At 56.6% G+C, this 22,982-nt stretch carries 33 protein-coding genes, 1 tRNA gene and 1 pseudogene; all 35 read right to left on the reverse strand.

The features are described 5' to 3' along the window. Positions 1 to 49 precede the first annotated feature (49 nt). A tRNA-Asp gene (locus AB3X98_RS14755) sits at positions 50 to 126 on the reverse strand. 371 nt (positions 127 to 497) lie between these two features. Beyond that, complete coding sequence (locus AB3X98_RS14760) at positions 498 to 1,454, reverse strand: hypothetical protein (protein WP_368606915.1); 957 nt, start codon at positions 1,452 to 1,454, stop codon at positions 498 to 500. 610 nt (positions 1,455 to 2,064) lie between these two features. After that, positions 2,065 to 3,120 (reverse strand): hypothetical protein, encoded by a 1,056-nt coding sequence (locus AB3X98_RS14765; RefSeq protein WP_368606914.1) that lies wholly within the window; start codon positions 3,118 to 3,120, stop codon positions 2,065 to 2,067. A gap of 148 nt (positions 3,121 to 3,268) precedes the next feature. Beyond that, positions 3,269 to 5,752, reverse strand: coding sequence for a metallophosphoesterase (locus AB3X98_RS14770; protein ID WP_368606913.1), 2,484 nt, complete (start codon positions 5,750 to 5,752; stop codon positions 3,269 to 3,271). 217 nt (positions 5,753 to 5,969) lie between these two features. Continuing rightward, positions 5,970 to 6,170 (reverse strand): hypothetical protein, encoded by a 201-nt coding sequence (locus AB3X98_RS14775; RefSeq protein WP_368606912.1) that lies wholly within the window; start codon positions 6,168 to 6,170, stop codon positions 5,970 to 5,972. 374 nt (positions 6,171 to 6,544) lie between these two features. Beyond that, positions 6,545 to 6,790: a hypothetical protein gene (locus AB3X98_RS14780; protein WP_368606911.1), complete on the reverse strand. Its 246-nt coding sequence runs from the start codon at positions 6,788 to 6,790 to the stop codon at positions 6,545 to 6,547. Between the two features lie 59 nt (positions 6,791 to 6,849). Next, entirely contained in the window at positions 6,850 to 7,215 is a 366-nt protein-coding gene (locus AB3X98_RS14785; RefSeq protein ID WP_368606910.1) for a hypothetical protein, read from the reverse strand. A 180-nt stretch (positions 7,216 to 7,395) separates the two neighbouring features. Further along, the gene (locus AB3X98_RS14790; protein WP_368606909.1) at positions 7,396 to 8,550 is read right to left on the reverse strand and encodes a hypothetical protein; all 1,155 of its coding nucleotides are present in this window, start codon (positions 8,548 to 8,550) and stop codon (positions 7,396 to 7,398) included. Between the two features lie 140 nt (positions 8,551 to 8,690). Further along, positions 8,691 to 9,047 (reverse strand): hypothetical protein, encoded by a 357-nt coding sequence (locus AB3X98_RS14795; RefSeq protein WP_368606908.1) that lies wholly within the window; start codon positions 9,045 to 9,047, stop codon positions 8,691 to 8,693. Between the two features lie 263 nt (positions 9,048 to 9,310). Further along, a complete protein-coding gene (locus AB3X98_RS14800) occupies positions 9,311 to 9,859 on the reverse strand; it encodes a GNAT family N-acetyltransferase (protein WP_368606907.1) in 549 nt (182 codons plus the stop codon). Between the two features lie 10 nt (positions 9,860 to 9,869). Next, positions 9,870 to 10,616 (reverse strand): hypothetical protein, encoded by a 747-nt coding sequence (locus tag AB3X98_RS14805; RefSeq protein WP_368606906.1) that lies wholly within the window; start codon positions 10,614 to 10,616, stop codon positions 9,870 to 9,872. 17 nt (positions 10,617 to 10,633) lie between these two features. Next, positions 10,634 to 11,074: a hypothetical protein gene (locus AB3X98_RS14810; protein ID WP_368606905.1), complete on the reverse strand. Its 441-nt coding sequence runs from the start codon at positions 11,072 to 11,074 to the stop codon at positions 10,634 to 10,636. Between the two features lie 79 nt (positions 11,075 to 11,153). After that, positions 11,154 to 11,402 (reverse strand): hypothetical protein, encoded by a 249-nt coding sequence (locus tag AB3X98_RS14815; RefSeq protein ID WP_368606904.1) that lies wholly within the window; start codon positions 11,400 to 11,402, stop codon positions 11,154 to 11,156. A 264-nt stretch (positions 11,403 to 11,666) separates the two neighbouring features. Continuing rightward, the gene (locus AB3X98_RS14820) at positions 11,667 to 11,906 is read right to left on the reverse strand and encodes a hypothetical protein (RefSeq protein ID WP_368606903.1); all 240 of its coding nucleotides are present in this window, start codon (positions 11,904 to 11,906) and stop codon (positions 11,667 to 11,669) included. 40 nt (positions 11,907 to 11,946) lie between these two features. Then, positions 11,947 to 12,243 (reverse strand): hypothetical protein, encoded by a 297-nt coding sequence (locus AB3X98_RS14825; RefSeq protein ID WP_368606902.1) that lies wholly within the window; start codon positions 12,241 to 12,243, stop codon positions 11,947 to 11,949. A 12-nt stretch (positions 12,244 to 12,255) separates the two neighbouring features. Further along, positions 12,256 to 12,471 (reverse strand): hypothetical protein, encoded by a 216-nt coding sequence (locus AB3X98_RS14830; protein WP_368606901.1) that lies wholly within the window; start codon positions 12,469 to 12,471, stop codon positions 12,256 to 12,258. A gap of 105 nt (positions 12,472 to 12,576) precedes the next feature. Further along, positions 12,577 to 12,954: a hypothetical protein gene (locus AB3X98_RS14835; RefSeq protein WP_368606900.1), complete on the reverse strand. Its 378-nt coding sequence runs from the start codon at positions 12,952 to 12,954 to the stop codon at positions 12,577 to 12,579. Between the two features lie 75 nt (positions 12,955 to 13,029). Continuing rightward, the gene (locus tag AB3X98_RS14840) at positions 13,030 to 13,293 is read right to left on the reverse strand and encodes a hypothetical protein (protein WP_156966937.1); all 264 of its coding nucleotides are present in this window, start codon (positions 13,291 to 13,293) and stop codon (positions 13,030 to 13,032) included. Positions 13,294 to 13,335: 42 nt separating this feature from the next. After that, positions 13,336 to 14,016, reverse strand: coding sequence for a hypothetical protein (locus tag AB3X98_RS14845; protein ID WP_368606899.1), 681 nt, complete (start codon positions 14,014 to 14,016; stop codon positions 13,336 to 13,338). 40 nt (positions 14,017 to 14,056) lie between these two features. Further along, positions 14,057 to 14,533, reverse strand: a complete 477-nt coding sequence (locus AB3X98_RS14850) for a hypothetical protein (protein ID WP_368610268.1) — start codon at positions 14,531 to 14,533, stop codon at positions 14,057 to 14,059. A 24-nt stretch (positions 14,534 to 14,557) separates the two neighbouring features. Next, positions 14,558 to 15,088: a hypothetical protein gene (locus AB3X98_RS14855; RefSeq protein ID WP_368606897.1), complete on the reverse strand. Its 531-nt coding sequence runs from the start codon at positions 15,086 to 15,088 to the stop codon at positions 14,558 to 14,560. Between the two features lie 22 nt (positions 15,089 to 15,110). After that, the gene (locus AB3X98_RS14860) at positions 15,111 to 15,443 is read right to left on the reverse strand and encodes a hypothetical protein (RefSeq protein ID WP_368606896.1); all 333 of its coding nucleotides are present in this window, start codon (positions 15,441 to 15,443) and stop codon (positions 15,111 to 15,113) included. Between the two features lie 175 nt (positions 15,444 to 15,618). Next, on the reverse strand, positions 15,619 to 16,017 hold the full coding sequence (locus AB3X98_RS14865) for a DUF2513 domain-containing protein (RefSeq protein WP_368606895.1): 399 nt from the start codon (positions 16,015 to 16,017) through the stop codon (positions 15,619 to 15,621). An 818-nt stretch (positions 16,018 to 16,835) separates the two neighbouring features. Then, positions 16,836 to 16,973 (reverse strand): hypothetical protein, encoded by a 138-nt coding sequence (locus tag AB3X98_RS14870; protein ID WP_368606894.1) that lies wholly within the window; start codon positions 16,971 to 16,973, stop codon positions 16,836 to 16,838. 37 nt (positions 16,974 to 17,010) lie between these two features. After that, the gene (locus tag AB3X98_RS14875) at positions 17,011 to 17,490 is read right to left on the reverse strand and encodes a hypothetical protein (protein ID WP_368606893.1); all 480 of its coding nucleotides are present in this window, start codon (positions 17,488 to 17,490) and stop codon (positions 17,011 to 17,013) included. A 105-nt stretch (positions 17,491 to 17,595) separates the two neighbouring features. Then, positions 17,596 to 18,207, reverse strand: coding sequence for a hypothetical protein (locus AB3X98_RS14880; RefSeq protein WP_368606892.1), 612 nt, complete (start codon positions 18,205 to 18,207; stop codon positions 17,596 to 17,598). Positions 18,208 to 18,349: 142 nt separating this feature from the next. Next, entirely contained in the window at positions 18,350 to 18,964 is a 615-nt protein-coding gene (locus AB3X98_RS14885) for a hypothetical protein (protein ID WP_368606891.1), read from the reverse strand. 76 nt (positions 18,965 to 19,040) lie between these two features. Continuing rightward, the gene (locus AB3X98_RS14890; RefSeq protein ID WP_368606890.1) at positions 19,041 to 19,685 is read right to left on the reverse strand and encodes a hypothetical protein; all 645 of its coding nucleotides are present in this window, start codon (positions 19,683 to 19,685) and stop codon (positions 19,041 to 19,043) included. A 21-nt stretch (positions 19,686 to 19,706) separates the two neighbouring features. Continuing rightward, on the reverse strand, positions 19,707 to 19,898 hold the full coding sequence (locus AB3X98_RS14895) for a hypothetical protein (protein WP_368606889.1): 192 nt from the start codon (positions 19,896 to 19,898) through the stop codon (positions 19,707 to 19,709). Positions 19,899 to 19,920: 22 nt separating this feature from the next. Further along, positions 19,921 to 21,093, reverse strand: a complete 1,173-nt coding sequence (locus tag AB3X98_RS14900) for an HNH endonuclease (RefSeq protein WP_368606888.1) — start codon at positions 21,091 to 21,093, stop codon at positions 19,921 to 19,923. A 29-nt stretch (positions 21,094 to 21,122) separates the two neighbouring features. Further along, on the reverse strand, positions 21,123 to 21,290 hold the full coding sequence (locus AB3X98_RS14905; RefSeq protein WP_368606887.1) for a hypothetical protein: 168 nt from the start codon (positions 21,288 to 21,290) through the stop codon (positions 21,123 to 21,125). A gap of 91 nt (positions 21,291 to 21,381) precedes the next feature. Next, positions 21,382 to 22,008, reverse strand: coding sequence for a hypothetical protein (locus AB3X98_RS14910; protein ID WP_368610269.1), 627 nt, complete (start codon positions 22,006 to 22,008; stop codon positions 21,382 to 21,384). A gap of 104 nt (positions 22,009 to 22,112) precedes the next feature. After that, entirely contained in the window at positions 22,113 to 22,493 is a 381-nt protein-coding gene (locus tag AB3X98_RS14915) for a hypothetical protein (RefSeq protein ID WP_368610270.1), read from the reverse strand. A gap of 127 nt (positions 22,494 to 22,620) precedes the next feature. Further along, on the reverse strand, positions 22,621 to 22,842 hold the full coding sequence (locus tag AB3X98_RS14920; RefSeq protein WP_368606884.1) for a hypothetical protein: 222 nt from the start codon (positions 22,840 to 22,842) through the stop codon (positions 22,621 to 22,623). 13 nt (positions 22,843 to 22,855) lie between these two features. Beyond that, a pseudogene (locus AB3X98_RS14925) lies at positions 22,856 to 22,982 on the reverse strand (IS630 family transposase); the annotation flags it as partial.

A 22,982-nucleotide genomic window follows, 5' to 3' on the forward strand; every position in this document is an offset into this window, starting at 1 on the left:
GGCCAACAAAAAAGGCGAACCGGAGTTCGCCTTCTTGTCGAGATATCCTTGGCGGAGCGGACGGGACTCGAACCCGCGACCCCCGGCGTGACAGGCCGGTATTCTAACCAACTGAACTACCGCTCCGTGCGGGTGCGCTACGTACCGGAACTGAAGCTGTGGTGGGTGCTGAGGGGTTCCAAAACCCCTTCGCCTGCCTTGATAGACAAGGCTTTACCCCAGTTCGATCACGCAAATACAACGAAAAATACAACGACGTGAGATTTTGCCGCAAATGTCGCAGTCTGGCAACGAAAATCTGCCTGCAACTTCATCGATCGGCGCCACCGGCTTAGCGCGTATATGGCACAACCCTAAGTCGCGTACTGCGCGCGCACATCAACGTATGCCCAGGTACCCGTTGGGCAAGCCACCATACACAATCTTGCGGTATGCAGCAAAACAGATGGCAAGGGCAGGAGGGGAAGGGACACCTCGCAAGGTCGCACGAAGCCTGCTCACTCCTTGAACGGCTTCAAATGCTCCACAATAAGGATGTTGTTGGCAGCGTCGTGCCGCCACGTCCGTGCGTCGAGCACGAGCGGTGTCTTGAGGGGTGGTTCACCCGATTCTTTTCGATTCACGGTTTTAACGCTATTCAGCACAAGGCGTGCATCCGGGTAGTGATGCTTACCCAGAACTGCTTCTGCTTCTGCCACCAACGCCGCAGCATTCGGTGCCGCGGCCCGAGTGGCCTCAACAGCCATGTGAGACAACGCTAACGCCGCTGTTTCCCCACCAGCCCTAACTTGCGCATACTCGGCAGACGCCGCGCGATACCATTTCTCTCCCGCTTCAAACTCTCCGTACCGGTAACACAGCATCCCTACATTGGCTTTGGTATGCGCCGAAATCTTCTTCTCCTGCTGCTCGACCCGAATCGCTTTCCTCAATTCGCGTTCGCCCTCTTCCAATTCGCCGGCAGCCATGAGTACGAACGCGAGATTGTTTCGCAGGGCGCTGTCACTTTCCCGCAACCGCAGCCCTTCGGTGGCCCACCGTTTGCCTTCCTCATACCGTCCGAGTATGCCGAGCAGGTACGAAGCGGCTTGCAACGGGCGCGTTGAGAAGGGTTCGTCTCGATACCAAGCCAGAGCCTCTTCCACCGCAGCATTGAAATCACTGGTCCCGCTGCGCTCGTAGTAACGGGCCTCTGCAGCAAAATCGTTTCGCAACCATGCCTCTTCCGCTCGTATCTCCGCTCCGGTGGTCTCAACGAACCAGAGCGCCTGCGCCACGGCATTATCGTTGGGCACGCGCAGGCCCTTATTGAGCAGCTTGCGAGATTCCCTCCACGCACCTTGCTTGTATTCGACAACGCTTAATGCACAGGCGAGTTCGGTCGTGTCCGCTGGCGAAAATCGCTCGTCCTTGAGCATCTTGAGCGCACGGCCAGTTGACTTGCCGTCATCCATGATCGTCTCAAACGTCACAAGGGACGCCATCAACCACGGGTCACGCGAAGTTCTTGGAGAATTTGCAAGAAGATGCCGCGCTCGATCAGGCTCGGACCGATGCGCGTAAAACCTTGCTGTCGAACGAAGGACGAAACGATTAAGCGGCAGCAAGTAGGAAGCGATCCGCAGATGTTTCGTGGCCGAATCCTCGTCACCTGAAATAGTAAAGGCGCGAGCAATGTCAACGTGAGTGATCCCGTCACGTGGATTTGTCCGCAAACGACCCCGTAGGAATCGAATTTCTTCTCCCGCCGTGCGTGCGGCGATGTTTGCTTTGATCCCGAGCACTATCTCGGCAGCTCTGCGAAGGGGTAGAGGTGCCTCATCACCCGGAAGCGCAGTGACGAAGCGCGCTGCGCTTACCAACTGGTCTCGCAGAGCCTTCATGGGACTATAAGCCAACAAGTCGGCGGCTAGGCCTATACATTGGTTCGACTCAAACTGCCCCGCCTTTGCGCGCACGGCTTGCAGCACTTCTGAGGGTACGGGTCCCGGCGCCGTGCCTGACGTGGGCGAGTCGGCCGCGAGCGTATTCGACGACGTCCGCCACCGAGGAACAACCCGGCGTTCAGATGGTTTCGGCATCTCGCACCCTTGCCTGCCTACGACTCACCGTGCATACATGGCGTAACCGATCGAACAGCGACACATAGCGGTCGATCCCGAGTCCTCGCCCGGCCGAACGGCGCGCATCAGGATGACCACGAACCGTCGGATCCGGATGCGTCAGTTCCGCGTAGGCAGCGCACAGCTTTTCTGACGCCTCCGGCGGCAACTGCTGAGCCACATCGACGAGCACGAGGCCGTGCGCCGCTATCAGATGCGGGAGAGCGTCCGCGAAGCGCGGGCATGGCTGATTGTACGGACTGATTTCTGGCGGAATCGTGTGCAGTAGCATTTCCGTTGCGCCAGTTCCGCAGAACAACATGCCAATCAGGCTGCCAAGCAGGTATGCGTCGGCCCCCTCCCGCTGGTCGACGCTATCCTGCGGCGTGAATTCGTAAAGATATTCAGGCGGCGCATAGCAAAGCTCACCGAGAAACGGAATGCCAGCAGCTTGAGGGAAATCGTGGGTCCGTGAGAACGCACGGCCGAAATCGGTCAGCTTGAACTTCTTGCTGTCGAAATCAAGGATGTTTCCCGGCTTCACGTCCTGATGACAGATGCGCTGGCGATGAAGCTGGACCAGGGCAAGCGCCGTTTGATGCAGAACGGCGAGCTTCCAGTCGGGCATCTGCGTTGCACCGAAAGTGAGCGAGTGGCGCACATCCCGCTCCGCGCGCTCAAGGACGAAGTAGTAGACAGTATGCTTGCCGCCCGGAGTGACGACGTCGCATTGACCGTAGTCGTACATCTTTACTACGTTCGCCATTCGCGCGTCCATGCAGGCAGCAAGGACCTGCCGCTCAAACTGATGCGCCTGCACAAGATGTGTTATCTCGTCGAGAGACAAGGCTTGCCTTGCCGCCCCCTGCAGGTCGAGGACTTTGATGAAAGCTTCAATGCCGTTCTTTCGTGCGAGAAAACCTCGCGAGAAATGTCCGTCGCGATCCTCGCCCGGGCTCCCCTTTACTTCGCATGAAACGGTCCAGCCGTTAAGCGATACCCCGATCAGATGGTCCAAGGCTGAGCTAAGGGGTGCAGCCGACTCCAAACTGCCCATATTTTGTACTTGTGATGGATATCAAAAAAGCCGCCTTTCGGCGGCTTGTAAGATCAGCGCGAAGGACGCCGTTTATCGGAAATTTTTACCGAAGCCCGATTCGCTTCCTTCACCGCCTTGTAAAAGTCCTGCCGAAGTTGGTCGACGCCTTCTTTCGTCGGCGCACTTGTCTTCGGGAGGAAATACGGCGTCTTTGCTTTTTCCATGATTGCTCCCCGGTTCTGTTCGTAAGTATAGCGTGTTCCAGCAGATTCAATACTTCCTGCGATGCAAGGCTGGCTAGCAAACCCAACAAGTCCGGCGGCGGATTCTCCGCGTCAGCAGTCGGTGCTTGCAACGTGGCCAACTGACCACCCCAACCGTCGACGCTCACCAGCAAGACACCGAATGGCTCCTTTGACTGATTGCGGTCACTATCCTCCATCCTGAGCGGGAAGGCATAGGCGCCGCCTTCGGGTACGTCGCTCGCACACGCTGCAATCTGGCCATCGCCTCGAAGATAGTGTGTATAGCCCAACGCATCGCATGAGGTTTTGTCGAAGCCGGCGATCTGGTTGAGCTTGAAGGTCGCACCGACAATGCCACGCCCATAGCCGAAGGACCACTGCCGGCGCGGGTCTTCGCCCGCATAGGTGCTTGCGACAATTTGCAGCCGTTTCTCCTTGCTCGAGTAGGAGAAGACAGCCGCATGCACTTGGGAGTTCTGCTGCGTATCGAAGATTTGCTCCCCGGCATATTGTGCAAACAGCGGCAGCCACTCCCGGACACGGGCTTTCTGTTCATCGGTCGCGAAAAGCAGTCGCTCCCGAGCGGCGCGGGACCGACCTCGAAGGATGTCTGACGCTTCACGCGGCGCCTCGGGCGGACGCCAAGTCAGGCGATACCGTCCGTTGGGCTGCGGATGCAGGATAGTCACCGCAGCTGAACTGTCGCCTTGCACGAAAGAGATGTGCTCGTCGCACGGACGCCATGGCTGCCCCTTTTCGATCGCCCGCGAGAGGCGGATCTGCGACGGATGCACGGTTTTCGACAGAAACTTTAGGTGAAGCTGAAGCTCCCGAATAGCGAGCCCTTCCGGGACCGTCCAGATCATCTCCTCGACTGTCGCCGTCGGGTCGTTGTACAACTCCTCAAACTGTCGGATGTCGAGCGCGAACAGGTTGCTACCCGCCACCTCAAGCTCGAAGTCCACCGGCGAGCGCGGCGAGAGCAAGCTCCCTTCGAATTCGACCGTGCAAACCACCTTCGTTACCGACCGTTCCGCTTCGCGCACGGTCATGTGAGGCACGATCTCGGAAATCGGCTTCACGACCACCTCACCCACGTGGCCTTCGTGGCAAGACAGCTCGAACTTGCCGGGCAGCAACGAAAGCGGTGCATGCATGCTCTCAAAGCCGTGGAATCGACGCGTTATCACCGCTCCGCCGAACTCGTCGACGACAGCGGTGAACACCGCTCGCTGACACACGACCCCTTTGCGCGCAAGGTACGTCTCGAATCGACGCCGAGCCATCTCTGACGATTCAGCGATCGAAAACGTCTTCTTCAACACAAACGTCTCGCCAGTGGGCTGCGCTGAGTAGACGGACACCATTGCCTGATGCTCTTCGTTTACGTGAATCACGTTGAAGCCGTGGCGGAAAGCTCCCGCCCCGTTCTTCTCCGTAGGCGTGCTCGCGGACAGAATAGCAATTTCAGACTGCGTACTGTAAGGCGTTTGAAATGAAAGCTTGGAGAAATGCTGGTGGTGTTTGTGGCCGTGCAGGACCAGCGGAACGCCGTAAGAAGCCAGTTCGTGCAGGAACTTGCCCGCGTTGGTCATGATCATCATCGTCTCGTTGCCCGCGTCGTACGGCAACGGCACAGGATGATGGTGAACGGCGGCGATCCAGAAGATACCCAGGGACTCATCAACCGGCTCGAATGCACTCGCCACGTCCCGGAACGCGCCCAGTGCGCCGCGCTTCACCTTGCCCGCCGCCCAGCGAATACCTTCGGACGCTGAGTCAAACGGAATGACGCCGACGTTCATCCCGTTCAGCACACGCGCGTGCGAGATGAAAAGCTCCTGCCGTTGGCCGCGACCGAGCTTGCGGGTCGTGGCCAGACGTAGGAGAACCCCCGCGGCGCAGACGGACCAGAACACTGCTTCGACGGCCTTGGGCAGCCACGGTGCACCATCGAACGGGTACCACCGCTGCGTCGTAGCGGCTATCACCGCGCTGATAATGGCCGCCGGAAGGAGCCATTGAATCGGGAACAGACCGCTGATACGGGTGTCGTGGTTTCCCGGCACGACGAATATCTCGAGGTGTTTCTTCCCGGTTTCTATCCGCAGCTTTTCCCGCAAGGCGATGAGCCTGTCACCGGCTCGCCTGACCGCGAGGCGCCAAGGCGTGTTTACCACGTCACCGGTGACGACAATGACGTCGGGCTTGATCGAAACGGCTCGACGCACGACATCCTTCCATAGGATGTTGTCGAAGCGAAGTCCGAAATGCAGATCCGACACGTGCATCACGGTGGTCGGCGCGTCTCCCGGCTTCATGCCTTCGTTAGCGTTTATTCTAATATTGCGGCGCCATGCAAACATTGCTTCTCGATCGTGCGGTCTGGTGTGTAAAAAGTAGGCGAGATTCTGGCAAAGTTGCGCCGGCTTGGATAGAAGCGCGTTGTCCGAACGTTGCAAAAACGTCTCGCCCCGGCGGTAGCTGCCTTTGCGACCTCGACTGCGCAGTGAAGCAACGACCGACGGCAACGGTCCGCGCGATGAATTTGGTCAGCGGGAAGCAACCGGTCGATGAAATCCTTCATGCGCCTTGGCTTATCGACACCCCAAGTGGCATCAGCGCATGATACTTCGGTCCCTTCGATATTTGATCGACGAACGGCATCTCGATGCGTCCCGCGGCGCGGTCGGCGTCGAGGGCAAGGAACAGTCCGATGCCTACGCTCGCCCCGTCCACCACTGCTTGCAATGTCACGAAGTAATGATCGGAACCACGTCTCACCGAAAATCTCCTCATCGCGCTCGTGGTGCAGAGTCTTGCTCCACACGGTACAGGCCTTGCCTTCGTTTTTACAGACGACGTGATAGGCTAGGATAAGCTGCGTTGATTCGAAGACGACAATTCCCCTAGGTCGCTTGGCGTGTGCAACCCCGCTATGACTTGTTGAGCCTGGTTCAAAAGTACCGTTTTCATACACCACACGTGGTCAGCGCGATCCCGTATTCAGCGATTCTAGCGCCGCTCGATAGCCGTTGTACGGGTAGGAGGGCCAGCCGGACGGCATACAGAAGCCCTTGCGCCGTTCTACGTTTTTGAATCGAGCATGCCAGCCCATGACACCGCGCGAACAGCCACCTTCGCCTTGAAGAGAGCCTCTACAACGTTAGACTGTTTTCCGACCACTCCGATGCTTTGTCGTCTTCGTCGACAAGCCGGTTCAGCCGCCGCGCGAGTTGGTCCGCTTGCTCGACAGTCGTTTCGGGCTGCAACTCGATTACCAAACGGTGTGTTCCAAAGCTCGGATCGCTCTCCAAATCCTCCAGATGGATTGCAAAACCGTACGCCGTGGCCCGATTAGGAGGTTCCTCGACCGTAGCCGTGAACTTCCGTTGTTTCGACATAGCTGCTCCGCCCGGTAGTGCCAGCAACCGGCTGGCCCGGCTTTTCGGTCCTTACGCGATCAATCGTACTTGCCCTTCGACAAAACCTCTCTCGCCTCGCGAAGACGGAACAGCAACTTATGCTCTTTTTTCAGACCATCGACCACACGATCACAAGCCACCTTTGCGTCAAGCAATCGTCGATGTCCTGTCTTTTGCTCATCCGTCCAGTTCGGTTCAGTCGGCGTGCCTGCATCCATCGCAGTATAGGCGAGACTGCTGGCCGCATATGCATCGTCGATCTGCTTTAACAGATCCCTGCGTTGCTCAGGCGTATAAAAGGCATCGACCAGTTTAACGAGAGCTAGGGCATTAAGTGGCCCGTGAAGCTTTTCCGTCGCTGCGGATAGGCTCAACGATAGCGCTTCAACCTGTTTTTGATCCATAGAAAATCCTGTAAAACGACGCCGGCAGCGCCAGCATTTCCATTATTAAGAGTCTAAACTCACTACGGAGCTAACGGATATTAGCCAAATTTTCGTTGCGCACTACTTGCCTCGCCTTTCCCTTGTTTTCCGTTCCGCGGCCGGAAGCAGTCAAGCCGGCGACGATCAGTGAATTTTGCCTCAGTCAAACGACATGTGGTCCCATTCCGCTGGTCTGCGGGGAACTGGCCCTAGCGGCATGAAAATGGGAACAATACCTTCCCAAGGACCAACGCCTTCCACGCCTAGCCTAAATCGGACCTTTTGCCAGTCGCCGTAGCGCTCACCCGCCAGGACCTCCACCTCCTCGACGTACCGCACGCTGGGAACCAGCGTGTACACCTTGTCCAATATCCGATCGTGGTATGGAACGCAGGTCAGCCGAATGACATCGAGCTTGAACCAGCGTTCTAGCCAAGGAGAATCACCAAAATCGTCGAGATACTCTTTGATACGAGACCCGGCCTTCGGATTCGAGGGCGACTCGCCTTGGAGAAGGGAAAGTATCTGCTTGATCCGCTGTGGAAGGGAGTTGACACCAGAGACGGTCGCGATGTCGCCGCCTTCAATGAGGAAGTCGTTTGTGGGACCTGTTGCAGCCGTAGCCTCAAGATCGTGGGCATCCGCCCGTGGAAAGTTGTCATTTACCGTAAAGGTAAGTTCCAACGATTTACCGACTCGGCGCCAGGCCGGTTCGGAGGCCAACTGGCGTCCATCGCCGAGCGCATTGACGATCAAATAGCTGTCAAACGGGTCACGCTTCTGAAAGCCCTCGCTGAAGTCAATGAGCGTTCGAATTTCACCTTGCACAAAATGGTCAATCCGAACAGACCACTCCCGACCAGAAGTGCCCAATAGCTCGCCGAACACGACGATATCAGGACCGATCGCGACGAGGTCCGAACCGCGGAGAAAGCCGCGGCCAGAATTTAGTTCCTCAGCGATGTGGCGCTCGTGATCCGCCTTCATCGTTCTTAGGACGTCCGAGGTGTAACGAGCCTCGTCGCGATCAATTTCAACGCTGTGCGAGGCGCACAACCAGATACCATTCCGGATATCCTTTCGTTCGCCTACGGACATGTCCGGGTCATAGCGGCGCCCACCCGGCGCCGCAGCATGAATGTGGGAAGCGACGCCAATGCTGGCAAATGCATCGGCGGATTCGTCGCTGGGCCCAATGGTTAAAACGCCGCACCCGAGCATCGAACAACGAAAACCCGCCCGCATCGCAAGGTGCATCCGCGTCGAATCCAAAAAATCATCTCGGTTTCTCTTTGCCACTATCGCCACTTCCATCGATCTGGTTGGGATCCTATGATCGTCACGCCCTCAAACCGCGATCCTACAGAGCGCGACGGCTGTTTTCCTTCCTCAACGCGTCCTATGCCTCAGTCCTCACGGCGAACAAGCAGCCGTGGCCGAAGCCGCCAATCACGCTAGGTTACAACATAGCGTGAGTTGCGCGCGCGGTTCAGCGCTTCTCGCAGTGGCAACGATCGATCGTGATTGCCCTGCCAGCCAAGCACCCTCCCCGAACCCAGCGTCGCAGCATACTGGGCATTACTCACTGCGCCGTGAATATTTCCTGATGCGTAGTGTCGAATCGCTTCGCGCAGAAAATCTTCTTCGCATTCGAACGCGTCCCGGCCACGATGAGTGACCTGATCGAGCAGGCGTTCAATCAGGACATCGGCAGGGCCCTCGACGAAAAAGCCGTTGACCTCTTTCAGATCCAGGCCTTCGCTGGCGGCGTGATAGTCGAGAGCGTCTTTATTGGGTACATAGGTGTTCATGATCGTGTCTTTCTCGCGTTGCCGCGTTAATGCTACTCGTTCGCGCCGGCGTGCGATCCGCTGAAGCCGGAAAGGCGCTTTTCGCACAGGCGATGACTTTGTGATCAAGGTTGCAAGGTACGGCTACTGATCCGGCGACAGACGATACATGAAGAAATCGGTGGGTTCGTGTAGCGTTTTCCTGCGAGTGCCTACGCGGGTTCTCGAATGCCGCGCGGCCTGCAAAGCCGATCGTAGACCGGAAGCGCCCGATTTCCGGCTCATCACGCACGATTGCCGTGAAGATCAAACCCGAACAGCCTTGCACCCTCCTCAGAGAATTGAGGATGTACGTGAACGTCGGGTGCGTCACTCAATACCTCGGCAAGCAGGATGCGGGAGATGCCCTTGCCCCGGCTCGAAGGCGTCACATACACGGTATGAATGACCTTGGTGCACTCGGTGGCGAAGCGGTTTTGAACGCCAAGGACTTTATGGGAAACCTTCAACTCCACCACGCCCAGGATTGCTGAACCGGGCGAGTCCCGGTAAAGATATCGCAACCTGTAGCGCACTTCCGTCGGGAAACCTGGCCACTCAGCGACCTTCGCATCGTGTAGCCCAGACGCCACGTCCACCTGGGCGAGGCGGACCGGTTCGCCGTTTGGCTGAGCGATCTGGATTGGGCGCCAGTCGACATCCTCATCGCCAAACAGGTCGGGTTCCCGAAGCAGTGAGTCAAATTCGTATGGGCCGCCCAGATAGAATTTTCCCTCCAGCGCAGAGGGGATGCGGATGAGGGATTGCCGGTCAAGCGGCTTTACAAGCCTCATGGGTGTTTTCCTAACTTCCTGAGCGTGTCTGTAACCTGAAGCGCTCCTTAGCGGCCTCCTGTATACCGGCGAGTTCCCAGTCGTACAGATCTCGACAGGCAGCTCTGAGAGGGCCCGCATCTTGTTCGCTGATTACCTGTTCTTCTGCCGCCGCGGACAATGTGCCACCGTCAACTTGAACGTAGGCCACAAATTCGCCGAAATAGATCATGATGAATTTCGCATCACCGAGTGTATATACACAAGGTTGTAAGGCGACTGGACCGAACGGAAACCGCAGTTTGTAGATGATGATTCGCGGGTCAGTCGATGTACCCGGGTCGGAATCAAGAAGCCGCTGGCGATATTCATCTTCGCGCTCGTCAAGGCGTACGCGAGCAAAATATTCGTGTCCGCATACGGACGCGCGCCACACCATCGACATGACGAATAGTTTCAACTTTTGATAGTTGAAGGTACCGTCACCGACAAGCAGTACGTCTGGGCCCTGCGCCACGCGAGGTTCCTGCAGAAACAGTTCCGTGCCGTAGTCGTCCCACGGCTGCATAAGCTTCTCGCATTCTGGGCAGAGAAATCGGCCATAAACCCCGGTCCACACATTCTTCGCGCGACCGTCTGTCGGATACATGCGCACCGTTGCGTCCTCACCATCAGGCCGCAACGGGCTCACGAAGGCACTTGGCACGATATGCGATTTTACAAATGGACCGACGGTGGAACACATTCGACATTCGCCAGTATTGACTTGCACGTTCACGTTTTTTCCCGAGCCGTTCAAAACTTTAGCTGCACCGACGGTAGATAGGCGTCAGTTACAGGGTTCCAGCATTCCAGCGTCGCAGTTTTGCGGATGCAGTCCACAAGGATCGTTTGCGCATGTTGGCGTGGGCACCATATCACCTGCGGAAGACCGAAACCCATGTCCTGAAGTTCGGCGAGGACATACTCCCGCTTTCGAACTGCGTCTTCGGGAAGCTCACTATCGTCGCCGCCCGCGACGATCGGGTTAATGGATGAGCGCTCCTCCTGCGGAATCACCTGGTCGACGGCTTCGCAGAAGTCGCCAAAAGTGGGGACCTCATCCGCGCCTGCTGTGTGGATCAGACTGACCTGACTCTGGTAGATGATCGCCACACCGATACACGGCCCCAGACCGGACGTCTCAACCACCTCGTCGCTATGATCGACAACATAATGTTCCTGCCCAACGTCCACAGTCTCTGCCCCTCGTTTGCGGCATCGGCATAGCCGGCGCCTGTTGTTGTTCTATGCCTCGCGTCGGGCGATGGAGAGCCTATTTCAAAAGATATGCGAGCGAGCCGTCCTTGCTCGGCGTCCAACGACCGCCTTGCGCTTCGTGAAGAATGCCCTCGAACTCGGTAGCGTCAACTTCGCCGTCCGTGAGCTTTTTCACCAAAGTGTCGGCCATGATAAGTTGTCGCTGCGGCACTGTTTCAATCATTATGGACCACGATCCCACCACCGCCCATGCACTGGCGCCAAAGGCAGCATCCACCGCTATCAAAATCTCATCGCGTGTCATTGTTCCGCTCCTCGTTTTCCGTTGAGTGAAACTCAACCGCGGAGCACATACCACGGCGTCGAGGAACTACCGCTCGGATGACCGAGAGCGGGACATACGTCACCGCCGCGAATCACGAAATGTGGCACCGACGACGTTCCGCCGGGATGGCCACGAGCGGGACACAACTCGTCCCCGCGTAATTCGTAGTTCGGCACCGATGAGCTTCCGTTAGGATGGCCGCGCGCAGGGCAAAGCTCCTTCATTGCTGTTTTCCGATAGGGTTCACTGCGGACTCTGAGCAAGCTCAATAGCTTTTGCCAAAACCTCGATGGACGGTCCGCCGGCAACTGCGACGAGCATTCGACCAGCACCCGCCCGCGCGTTGGGAAGGCCGAGTAGCTGTGCGGGATCAAGCTCGAGATGAACCATCGAATGCCGCCTTTGAGCAGCCGCTGCCATAAAAGGCGCTAGCGCGATAGCAAGCGCTTTTAGCTCATCCTGACCAGGCGTAATTTTGTCCATTCGCTTTCCTTCCTGAAATGTTGGTTACCTGCTGATCGGCCTATCCGCCGGCCTTGCAGAGCGGGCGGTTTGTGCCAACAGCTGGCGGAGCGACTTCTTGGTTGGCGTTTGCGCCGGAGTCGGCCACGACCTCAAGCGCCGACACGAGAAAGCCCTTGCTGCGCAGCGCGCCCTTCGACGTAAGCCACTCACACACCACCTTGTGGGCAACGTTTACTTTACTGCTTCCAAAACGATGCGCTACGGCCCCGAGGCCGGCTTGTCCTTTGACGGTCACTACCTGCCGTTTGTCGCGTTCGCGGACCTTGGTACCTGGTTTAAACTCGATGTCAGCCATTCTCGTTTTCCGTTATAGCGGCAACAGCCCGACGATGGTTGAAGAGGTAGTCAACACGACCGCAATCGCCATCAAGATCGCGGCAGTACAATTCAACGCGCCCGACTTCTGAGCCGCTTCGATGAAAGCAACGTTCCACCCCAGTTGCTCGAGTTCAGGAATAACCGGTGCCAAGCCACCTTCCCAATCTGGAACCGGCGATACGCGACTCGCTTTCCACCAGAACATGCGGCTGCAATTCCGAATGCAAACACGATAGCGACCAGTGCGAGCGCGAAAAGATGCATTCAATGATCCCTTGTTTTCGGGGTTATTAGCTGCCGGCGCGGGCGGTCAGCGCAGCGGCCGCTGTAACGACACGCGGAAATAGGTCAGGCTGCGGATCGGTACGCCATCTTTCGCGTATCTTCCGAATGCCCATGCCTCGCCGTGCTTCTGCATGAAGACCCACACGATCAGGCCGAAAAAGAGCCCTGATGCGACATGGTCGCGTTCGCAGGCGATCGACCAGATCGGATCGAACGGTGTGTCGGACCAGTCGCTGCCCGGTAGCCATCCAGCGGTATGCACCTCGCCCTCGCCGATGCGAGTGGCGATCTCGCTTTCGATCTGGCGATACTGCTCGTCCGATAGCCTCGCCTTCCACGCCTGATATTCCCTCTCGTGCGGGATGTAGGTGATCTCCTGTAGTGTGTCGATCGAAATCAGCATGACTACCCAACTATTTTCTTCTTCATTGTCCGACTACCGGTCGGAGAGGCGGGCGCTCGCGCGCTACGTGCTTTCCTACGATTGATCTTCGACCGCAATGCGCATCAACATCGCGCTCAAATCTTCCTTAGTCAGCACCAGTTCGCAGAGCTTTCGAGGCTCGTCGTTGGTATCGAGCGTCATTACATCGACGATCATGAAGGCTTCGCCCGCGACGTTCGCAGCGCGTTCTGGAAACTGCAGCCAACGATTTGAAACTTGACAGACGACCTTGCCCGCGTTCAAGTCACGGCGTTTGCGTCTCTCTTTCGATCCCGGAAACCGTTTTACATTGCTCATCGCCTCTAGCCCCTGTCTTTTTCTGTTTTCCGATCCTGTCTTTCATGCTGGCTCTGACTCGCCCAAATTTCCCATCTCGTGGAAATATCGCAGCACCTCGCTTCGGCACAATTCAGACATCGAACTGCGTACAAGGTTAAGCTTTCCAAGCGAATCAGCCATTGCTCCAGGGCGACCCGCGCCCGGCCCACTCGCCTCTAATGCAATCCGATACATGGCATAGTACGCGGTCTGCGCGGCATCTATCGCAGTATCGAGAAACGGTTCGCTAATTAATGCCGTCGCATCTGGTCGCTTCTTTACTTCCCCCCAAAGGCCGGCATTGGAAACGAACCGCGCGTTGTTACCAAAGGCGAGAAGCTCGCCGTGCGCAATGCAGTTACGATATTCCGCCACATCAAGGGCTGTATCGCAGGCCAACTCGATTGCTTCGGCAACACTCGCCTCCTGATTCACAGCCACCTTGCGGAGTTCTGTGATGAGCTGTCTAGCACGGTATTTTGACGTCGACGGTTCTTTTCCTTGAACATCCTCGTGCCGCAGAACCCACAGTGTTCGTTCGGCCTGGCTTTCGACGAAGTTGCAATACACGATTAGTGCACCAATGCGCTGGAGTAGCACTTCAGGCAGTCCGTTGATTTCACCTAGACGCCTCATAGCCATAGTGCTATGCAGAGTGTGAGGTGTAGACGGAAAATCTGTGTCTGATTGCTGTGTATCCACGCTAAGTTTCCACTCTTGACGTTCGCGCCAGCTCGTTTTCCTATGCCAGACTCGTAAGCCGACTCGGCAACATCTCGTGGTCCGCTACGGTGCGCGCGGCCTCTATGACACCGGCAAGGTTGACGACGTAGGTGCCTTCCCATTCGGTGGGCAACAATGCACGAATTGGTGCTTCGGGTCCGTTGTGGACGACCGATGAAGTGCCCGCATGAAAGTCGATGCGAAGGAACAGGAGGTATTCAGCGAAGCCTTGCCCGCGCGTGAAAGCGGGACCCGCATTCGGCCGCCCAGTAGCTTTGACTTGTACCGACCGCCCGGATCTGGTCAGAGCGTCAACGCCTTTGGTCCGTTTTTTCGGGACCACCAAGTCAAAGTGATGCAGGGCCAACGCTTCTGCAATGTCACCCACAAGCCGGCCGTCAAGTGTGAACTTCAGGCCCGTACTTGCGTAGTGAAGAGCAAGCGCTTGTTGCGCACACCATAAATCACGGACGACGCTCGGCATTTCTATCAACACTCAGGCCTCCCCTGTGCTGTTTTCCTAGTCGTGCTGTTCACCATTGTTCACCCGTTCGGGGCCTCTTACGCGAACCCACTTCCCCCGACCACCAGTTGCTGTGTACAGGATCAGGAATAGGTATCCGCCCCGTGCCATTTGCACGATCTCGTCGGTCTGTTCGGCCATCCCGATCCACTGCATTCCGACGTCAAACCGATATGGTATGCGTTGCGCTGGTGCGGGCTCCGTTATGATAAATGCCTGCTTTGGCTTTCGACGCCGGACGTAGGCGTGCCACCATGATTCGAAATACATTCCTCCGAGGTTCGTGATTGTCGTCGGACGGTCGCCGACGTTCAGCGCAGTCACCGTCACGTAGGTCCGAGGATCTTCGACTCCCCCACCGACCATCTTCATCCCGGTTGAAGCCGACAGCATGATCCTCGGGCCGGATCGGAGCCACTTGTACGCATCCCACCCGAGCACGAACGTCGAGATGAAGGCAGCGTATGCCGCGATTCCGAGAGTCCACAGCTCGTTCGAGTTGAAGATGTGAGGGGCAGTCGCGATCATAGTTGTCGGAGACTTTTCCTTGTCACCCAATGTTGGTCATCACGTCCACGACGAGAGCGTTGATGTGGCCTGCGGCTCGCTTCAGTGCATTCGTCATGTCGATCAGGTGCTGGGCACGCGCAGCTTCGTGTGCATGCGCGAGCTCCGCGAGGGCGTCAACCAATAACTTTCGGCGATTCTCCGTCAGAGCTCCGCAGGAACCAAATTCACGCTCTGCCCGCACAGCGATTTCTCGGAGCACCGTATCGAGCGATGCAAAATCGTCGATTTTGATGTTGCCGTAGACCTTGTTGAACACCTCGGCGAGGTCACTGGCGATATGAACTGCGGTAGATTGTGCGGCAGCGTTGTACATTCGTAATTTCCGGTTGATTTCCCGTTCAATGCTCGCTTTCGTCGAGCGAGTCGTTCCATAGCTTCATCATCTTCGCGGCGTCCGTTCGAAACTCAGCTTTGCTTCCCACGCAAACAGTGGTGACGGTAGCGGCGGCTGTCGCCACGATCCTCGCTTCCTTGTTTGCTTGATGACTTCAGTTCAGGCCGAGTTTCTGCTTTGCGTAGGCTTGAGCCAAGCCTACCGACACCGTAACCAAGCTGGACATTGCCGCTCCCGGTAGCTCCTTCTTTACCTTTTCCCACACACTTTTCTCGGAAATTGCCTCGGCAAAATCGTGCCCCCTCGAAGTCAGCCGCAGCGGCAAAACAGACCAGGATGCATGCCCATCCACGCTCTTAAACAAACCAAAACCAGAATTTCCATCGTCCTGCTCGATAAGCCCCTGGTCATTGAACAGTTTCATGTGGAATTCGAATTCTGGTGTTTGATATGAGAGACCGCCTTCGTCAAAATCTTCGATGGTGAACGTTGGGCTAGGATGATCCAGAATGATCTCAATTATCCGCTTGATATAATCGTGATCAATTCGCATGGTGTTTTCCTGGTCATCCGGACCGACAAATGCACGCCTGCTCCCGGTGCACCACGGTCGCCTCGGCGTGCGTGCGACGAGTCGCTCCATACTTTGCACGAAGTATGTCGGCGTTCAGCGGGAAGCCAATCTGCGCCCCGATCTCTACGGCAATTTCCCACAGGCTCGGGATACCCTCCTGAGCAATGTGATCGGAATAGTCCTCCAGCGACCAACCGGCCACACGATGCGCGACCTCGTCTAGCGGTTCAGCCGCCAGTTCCGTGTAAAGCAGATCTACGTATTGTCCGGTGAGTAGATCGTGCGAGGCAAAGACCGGACCGTCCGTCTTGCCACCCTCTTCGCTCGGCAGGCAGACCGTGGGGTCTTATACAAAGGGTCCATACTGGACCCATGAATGATCGAACCTGCCACCATACCGAGAAGACACGACACCGATTCGCAAGCTCACCTCCTGTGCGGCCTCGGCGGACAACCGAGCCTCGAATTCCGCCAGAAGTAAGTACAGGATTGCAGAGTATTTATGACAGGCGCCAAGCGCCTCATAGCGGACGAGCTGTCGCAAGACCGACATGTAGATCATCTCACAAGGCTTATGATCTCCGACCTCCTGGGCCACGGCCGCGACGCCTCGCTCGAATTCAGGTAGTTGGCTGCGTACTTCGTCAAGTATCATATGGAAATCGATGCTGTCAATGCCGAACGTTTCGGCGTTTTTCTTAAAACACCAGCTCAATCTGCGTGTTGGGTTCGATCGCGTCCGGAAACGAGCCGATCTCAGGGTAGTCGCGAAGATTGACAGTTATGCGCCCCGTGCGCTAGTCGGCACCGGCAAAGACGAGCGCATCCCCTTCGTGAGTGACTTTGTAGGCGCCGGCGACGATGTTGAGCCGTGCACTGTCGTCAGCCCTACCAGAGAACGGACGGCGTCGTACACGCAAGTTGAAAATCGCCATGGGTTTCTCCTTTCCCGGTTTCCTATCGCTCCTGCCACTATATCTCCAGATCGCTACAGATAATTGCAGTTGCAAAGCCGCTTTCCTCAAGCCTCCGACCGAACGTGCCAACATGATTCGCGCCACAGATGAAAATCACGCTAGACGCCTCGATGTTCGGCCGAAGTCGATCTAGCCAAAACTGTTCTCTGACTGGATACCCCGCCTTGCGGTCCTCACCCTCAGTTGTCTTGTGCTGTTGGTACATGGCAGCCCGCTCGTCTGGATCAGGATCGCAAAATCGATGCTCGATTCCAAATGCAGCGGCCACGATCGATGCGACCGACTGTTTGTGCTCGTCGTCGCGAGGACAACACGCTTCTTCGCATAGCATTTGCGGACGGATATTCCCCACCCAACAAGAGAGGTATATCTCAAACCGTTCGGTCTCCATCGCGTCTATCAGGGGACCGCCTTCCTGCCAATTCTTGGTCGGCCGAAATTGGAACCGATGGGCAATGCCAAGCAGATGAATCATCGGTCGTTATTTTCCGTTGTCAGCGAAGCCAACCGTAACGACACATGGCTTCCTCGATTGGGGGAGCAATCATATTGTTCTCGCTTTCTGATGGATGACTCGATATCAAGGACGATCACTCCGTATGCGCTCGGCCTCGGACTGCGCGAGTTTCATCGTTGCACGTGCACCATGAACGCATCTCTCAAGACTCGGAAGAATGTTCCGCCACGCTCCCTCTGGCACAGTGTGCTTCCTTTGGGCAAATTCGTGATTCAGCTTGTTCATTGCCGATTGACACCTGTCGCCGAACTCAAGCATCTCTAGAATTCGTTCGCTGATGTTCCACCACGGAATCTCGTGAAGCGGAATTGCGCGCAGTGCTTGCTGCGCGCGCATAAATCCGCCCCACCACGCTTCGTTGCCGACTATTCCCTCCACCGTGGCCTCGTCGCTTGAAGAGGTGGGCAGCTCCTCAATATGCCGAAGCACGGCTCCCATAATACCCATCGGCCCCTCGAGGATGCGAAGCCTGGCAGCGTGGTCCCGCTTGTACTCACGCCTCAAGTCGTTCTCGCGCTGATTGTTGGATACGGAAAAGGCCGCCCAAACCGCCGCGGCCGCGCCCGCAGCCTGAACCCAGGCAGCAATCTTTTCGTTGCCATGCCAGAGGGCGAACATCAACGCGAACGCAAATACGCTCCAACGGAAATACCGCTTCAACTGCTCGTCAGTCATCGGAGGCTCCTCGTTCAGCTTGCGCACAATCCTCAACGGACATCGGCAACAACCAGTTTTCTGTGTCAGACCGATAGTCGTCCATCGCACGGACTGTCTGTCGCCCTGCCCGTTGTTGTGTCGACCCATCAACAGAGCGGCATCACTTCTGGCTTTTGCGTGGAGCGACCGCATTTGCCTCCTGTTCGGTCAGGCTTGGCAGCGCGACCGCGCGCATGATGATGTCACCCAGCGTAAGAACGACGCGCATGTTCTCTTCGATCGATTCCAGCCCGCCGCCTGTCACTCTGCCGCCCTCCACCAATACACGGTGGTCCAGGGCAGCGAAATACGCGCGATTGAAGGCGTTGCGGACTTCTGGCTCCAAGTACAGGGCATTGTCATTCCACCACGCCTGACATTCGACTGCCACCGGCCCAATTTTTTCGTCGTTGACGTTGGCGACAAGCTTCCGCCATCTCGAGAACGCCTCTTGATGCGCCTGTAAGCGACGATCAACCGCTGCAAACCGTAGCTCATGCTTTGCTTTCAACTGCTCGATCAGCACGGCGTTCTGGTGAGATATCGAGGCCAGTCGTGAAGCATTCTCGGTTTTGATATCTTCGACGATGCGGGTGAGCTTGTCGATGTCTTCTACTGTGGCGCGGTTTTTACCCTTTTCCTGCATATAACTGACCACGTATCCGCTTGCCACGATCAGTAGCGTGACGATCGGCGAGACCACGGACAACCAGTCGGAGCGATGGAAAGAACTCATGTTTATGGCGCCAATCCCTGGCTGATTTCCAGCTTCAATGTCACAAAGCCTGCCATTTTCGATTCCTGTTTTCCGATCAATCTACCAACTTCACCGGAAGTGGTCCGATGTCACCGATGCCGTTAAGGCCGAGACCAAGAGCCACTAACATCGGCCTCACTACCTGATTCAACACCGCCATTGCCACAGCTTGCGCGTGCAGGGCTTCAGCCTCCCCTCCCACCGCCCCATGATGGACCAGCGCATTTCGCCTGTCTTGTAGCTCATTGCACTTTTTAATCAAGTTCGCGTCGGACTCACCTATTGTCAGCTTCTTCAACTCCCCGCCGAGCAGTTGAGCATAGATGTGCCCCAACAGCGTCGTATACTTCGTAAAGCCCGTATTACCGTCCAGCACGCTTTTGCTTACGGCATCTGCGAGACGCTCATGGTGAACTAAGCCATAGACGACCGGCCGTAGCAGGGTGAAACGAAAGAACAACTCCATTGAACTGGCAAAGAAGATCGTTGCAGCGTCGAAGTGCCGGTTGGCGACCAGCTCCATTCCTTCTTTGAGACGATTCCAAGCCGGCCGCATGAGATGCGGATTCTGAACGTAATACGATTTCAGTCGGTCTGAAGAAAATTGCTCGATCGTATCGGCTCGAACCTCTTTCGAGATCGCGTCGTACGTCTCGTCGTACGCTGCGTCGCGCCGCGCGTCAGCCTCATCGTAACTCATACCGTGCGTCCTCTCGTTTTCCTATGCATCGGTAACTGCGTTCGCGATATCGTCCAGTGCCGCAAGCAAACGCTGTGTCTCGGTCAATTGAGCGGTAAGTCCCGACATCTGCGGCGAGTCCGGTGACGCCTCATCCAGAGCGTGTTGAATCCGGATAATCCTCCGCGACAACTCGTTGAGGAAGAAATGATACGCAGCGGCTTTCGTGGTCATAGTAGATTCTTCGTCCTGTTTCTTATTCTACTCGTAGATATTCCGCATACTGCTCACGCAGCTTATCTGCCACGGCGACCAGTCGATGCTGAGCATCAAGTTCGATGAGGCCCCGATCATACGCTCGATGTAGATCAACGCGCAGCGGAATCCCGTCTGTCGCTGCGTTGTGCCCGTCCTGCCAATTGCGCCCCCGCAGGTGAGCCGCTTCAAGTAGCTCCGGCACCTTGCAACCGGTAATCTTGCAGTGCACACCATGGTGCGCGAACACTGCGAGCCGAAAGTTCGCCTGCTGTAGTCGACGTTTGGCCAGCGCAAACGCAACGCTCGGAGAGGCACCGTCAACGCCACGCGGCTCGTAATACGTCACGACCGGTCCCTCTTGTTTCAGAATCGCCCATAGCGCGCGTTGCTCCGCGGTCACCTGACCGAAATCTAAAAGGAGGAATGGCGTCGCAGCATCCACCACATAGGAGTATCGGCCGTCGCCGTCCTGTATCGATCCACCAAAGGGGCCAAGCCATACGACGGACTCGTGTACAACGTGATGAAGAACGTACCCGCGCCCTTCCTCGACGAGCGTAGGACGCGCTGCCCAGAAGCCGTCGAGGTAGCGCCCGTCTACTTCGCGATCTTCGCGGAAAGTCCAGGACGACTCGGGCCTCTTGTTTTTCGTAATGATGATGGGCGCGTCAAGCGAGTCCAAAAGTGCAACCAAATCGACGGACGTAATCGATAGCATGCTGGCAGGCTCCGCCAAATGCTCACCACGCGTGTGGAGCATCGCGATGAGGTGCTCTGCCGCTGCAACATCCGTCACTCGCTGACAGGTTGATACCGGGTGGTAAAGCTCAGCCTCGTGCTCGGAAATGGCCTGCTCCACGTCTCGGATGACGTACTCCCACTTCACGCTACGTTCGTGCCTATGGTCCGACAGCGTTCCCTCAGGAAGGCTCGCGTGCAGTTTGTACGTTTCAAGCGCCAGTACTCGTCCAGCGCCGACAAATCCTTTCTTGCTAACGTAGGCGAGAATCCAATCCCCTTCATTCAGGGTCTGCAGATGCTTCTCACCTTCGTCCCCAACGCTGCCATCGAATCCGGCTGTGATGACACCACGGATAAGGTTCTCTGCCCACCACTCATTAGTCTCGTGAGCTACATTCGGCTTGCCGATGTTGAAACGGTAGTATTCCATAGCTCAATCCCCGTATTGCTCGTGTTTTCCTAGTCAGGTTGCTCGCCATGGTCGCGAGTGTAACCGGTGCTCAACGCGTCCTTCATCCGCTCTTCGGCGGCGGCGTACTCCTCCTCAGCGGTAATCGCGACCCATTGATGGCCGCACTTTTGACAGGCATGATAGAAGTCGCCCGACTGATTGTCGTTGTAGCCCATCGGACGATCGCGTGACCCACAATTCTCGCAGGTCACATGGTCCCAACAAAGATAGCTATTGGCTGGAAGCGTCATGTCTTTCCTTGTTTTCCTACGCATCGGCTTTGTCAATCTTTCGCTTTTTGCGTTCCTGCCGAACAAATGGAGCGGCTGTCGCTGCAACCAGCAATGTGTAGCGATCCTCCTCTGCCATCGCCTCGCCGTGAAAGATGCCCTCGCACATGTCCAGCAGATCGGAAACGAGCCCGAATTCGCACCCGGCTTCAGTGAGCGTGGTCACCATTGCCGCAACTTCGTCTGTTACGCGGAGCTCCGACTTCGCTACCGGCGCCCGTTGGTATGATTCGTTTGCCCCGCGCTGGAGGTCGACGAGGAATGCCGCGGCATCTTCGTCGAGACCGGTGTTCGGCACCGCCACCTCCATCACAACGCGCAGCGTATTTTCAAACCACGCTTTACCCTGCCATGGGCCGTCATGGATCGCCGCCATGTAGTCGATCGCTCGAGCAACTATCTCCCAATCACCTCGCTGCTCTATTGCCCATTCCGCGTGCTCTTCTGCAACCGATGTGAGCTCCGCAGCAAGGCTATCAACGACATCGTTCGAGGCCGCCCCTTGACGCCAAAGCACTACCCGCAGAAAACGCAGGGACGCGTAGTGCAATCCTCTTCCCCACGGTCGTTGGGACACCATCGAGGCTTCGTTTGACTCAACCATAAACTCTATTGTCCTAGTTGTCGTTGATTCGGGTTTGCCAATCGGTCAGCAACCTCAGGGTAACGATTTTTAGTCTCGCCCATCCCGAATTGCGTCCTGTTTTCCTAGTCGATAGTCGAGTCATCTAGCGACAGCTGAACACCTACTTGGATGTCGCGGAGCACCTCAGCTCCCTCTGGCGAGAGACCAGTATTCGGGACTGCTAGTTCGACGAGGCACTGCATCATTCGTTCAAACCACAAAGCGTCCGTTCCCATTGGGGGAATCGCATGTACCTGCGTGAGGTAACGCACAGCCCTTACCAGAATGTTCGGGTCTCGATCCTGCCCGACTATGAACTCTTCGTGGTAGATGCAACGTTCACGAAAGCGCGCAGCGAGTGTCTCGACGACATCCATAGACTCGCCCTTTCCAGTCCATAGGACCTGCGATGCGAGCTTGCGACATGCCTCGTCAAGCGCTGCTTTATCCAAGGCGATACTCATACGTTTTTCCTCTGTAATTAGGGTTTCGGCGCTGGCCTTGAAGGCTGACGCCATCGCGCCGAAACCATCGTCGCGTGTTTACCGTATGGCGTGAGCATCCAGTGCATACCCTTCCCTTCTCCGATGGCTATGTTCGACGCACTTCAATGGCTTCCTCCATACCCTCGATATGGAGCATGTAACGTCCGCCTTCCTCGATCACCTTCGCCTCGGGCCTGTAGGCATAGCGGTACATGTACCGGTAGGACTTCTGGCGCCACTTACGGCCGTTTGCAAACTCGAAAACCGTATTCGGGTCCTTGAACCCGGTGAACGCCCCTTTCAACCTTCCTTCTTGGACGACGGTCATTTCGTGTACTTTCCTAGTCCATTGAACCAGATGAATTGCACCGGATTCGTCGCGATGGATCGGAGTACTTCCATTTCAATGGGATCGCCTGCTTGTTGTATTGACGTATGTAACGCATGAGCTTTTTGTCGAGATCCTTG

It is taken from the genome of Paraburkholderia sp. BR14312, assembly GCF_040948675.1.
Classification (GTDB): Bacteria; Pseudomonadota; Gammaproteobacteria; order Burkholderiales; family Burkholderiaceae; genus Paraburkholderia; species Paraburkholderia nodosa_A.

Bases quoted from the DNA above. Each gene is read 5' to 3' on its own strand.
- AB3X98_RS14760 (WP_368606915.1), bottom strand. From the start codon at position 1,454: ATGGATGACGGCAAGTCAACTGGCCGTGCGCTCAAGATGCTCAAGGAC.
- AB3X98_RS14770 (WP_368606913.1), bottom strand. From the start codon at position 5,752: ATGTTTGCATGGCGCCGCAATATTAGAATAAACGCTAACGAAGGCATG.
- AB3X98_RS14780 (WP_368606911.1), bottom strand. From the start codon at position 6,790: ATGTCGAAACAACGGAAGTTCACGGCTACGGTCGAGGAACCTCCTAAT.
- AB3X98_RS14785 (WP_368606910.1), bottom strand. From the start codon at position 7,215: ATGGATCAAAAACAGGTTGAAGCGCTATCGTTGAGCCTATCCGCAGCG.
- AB3X98_RS14790 (WP_368606909.1), bottom strand. From the start codon at position 8,550: ATGGAAGTGGCGATAGTGGCAAAGAGAAACCGAGATGATTTTTTGGAT.
- AB3X98_RS14795 (WP_368606908.1), bottom strand. From the start codon at position 9,047: ATGAACACCTATGTACCCAATAAAGACGCTCTCGACTATCACGCCGCC.
- AB3X98_RS14800 (WP_368606907.1), bottom strand. From the start codon at position 9,859: ATGAGGCTTGTAAAGCCGCTTGACCGGCAATCCCTCATCCGCATCCCC.
- AB3X98_RS14815 (WP_368606904.1), bottom strand. From the start codon at position 11,402: ATGACACGCGATGAGATTTTGATAGCGGTGGATGCTGCCTTTGGCGCC.
- AB3X98_RS14820 (WP_368606903.1), bottom strand. From the start codon at position 11,906: ATGGACAAAATTACGCCTGGTCAGGATGAGCTAAAAGCGCTTGCTATC.
- AB3X98_RS14825 (WP_368606902.1), bottom strand. From the start codon at position 12,243: ATGGCTGACATCGAGTTTAAACCAGGTACCAAGGTCCGCGAACGCGAC.
- AB3X98_RS14830 (WP_368606901.1), bottom strand. From the start codon at position 12,471: ATGTTCTGGTGGAAAGCGAGTCGCGTATCGCCGGTTCCAGATTGGGAA.
- AB3X98_RS14835 (WP_368606900.1), bottom strand. From the start codon at position 12,954: ATGCTGATTTCGATCGACACACTACAGGAGATCACCTACATCCCGCAC.
- AB3X98_RS14840 (WP_156966937.1), bottom strand. From the start codon at position 13,293: ATGAGCAATGTAAAACGGTTTCCGGGATCGAAAGAGAGACGCAAACGC.
- AB3X98_RS14855 (WP_368606897.1), bottom strand. From the start codon at position 15,088: ATGATCGCGACTGCCCCTCACATCTTCAACTCGAACGAGCTGTGGACT.
- AB3X98_RS14860 (WP_368606896.1), bottom strand. From the start codon at position 15,443: ATGTACAACGCTGCCGCACAATCTACCGCAGTTCATATCGCCAGTGAC.
- AB3X98_RS14865 (WP_368606895.1), bottom strand. From the start codon at position 16,017: ATGCGAATTGATCACGATTATATCAAGCGGATAATTGAGATCATTCTG.
- AB3X98_RS14870 (WP_368606894.1), bottom strand. From the start codon at position 16,973: ATGGCGATTTTCAACTTGCGTGTACGACGCCGTCCGTTCTCTGGTAGG.
- AB3X98_RS14875 (WP_368606893.1), bottom strand. From the start codon at position 17,490: ATGATTCATCTGCTTGGCATTGCCCATCGGTTCCAATTTCGGCCGACC.
- AB3X98_RS14880 (WP_368606892.1), bottom strand. From the start codon at position 18,207: ATGACTGACGAGCAGTTGAAGCGGTATTTCCGTTGGAGCGTATTTGCG.
- AB3X98_RS14885 (WP_368606891.1), bottom strand. From the start codon at position 18,964: ATGAGTTCTTTCCATCGCTCCGACTGGTTGTCCGTGGTCTCGCCGATC.
- AB3X98_RS14890 (WP_368606890.1), bottom strand. From the start codon at position 19,685: ATGAGTTACGATGAGGCTGACGCGCGGCGCGACGCAGCGTACGACGAG.
- AB3X98_RS14895 (WP_368606889.1), bottom strand. From the start codon at position 19,898: ATGACCACGAAAGCCGCTGCGTATCATTTCTTCCTCAACGAGTTGTCG.
- AB3X98_RS14900 (WP_368606888.1), bottom strand. From the start codon at position 21,093: ATGGAATACTACCGTTTCAACATCGGCAAGCCGAATGTAGCTCACGAG.
- AB3X98_RS14905 (WP_368606887.1), bottom strand. From the start codon at position 21,290: ATGGGCTACAACGACAATCAGTCGGGCGACTTCTATCATGCCTGTCAA.
- AB3X98_RS14910 (WP_368610269.1), bottom strand. From the start codon at position 22,008: ATGGTTGAGTCAAACGAAGCCTCGATGGTGTCCCAACGACCGTGGGGA.
- AB3X98_RS14915 (WP_368610270.1), bottom strand. From the start codon at position 22,493: ATGAGTATCGCCTTGGATAAAGCAGCGCTTGACGAGGCATGTCGCAAG.
- AB3X98_RS14920 (WP_368606884.1), bottom strand. From the start codon at position 22,842: ATGACCGTCGTCCAAGAAGGAAGGTTGAAAGGGGCGTTCACCGGGTTC.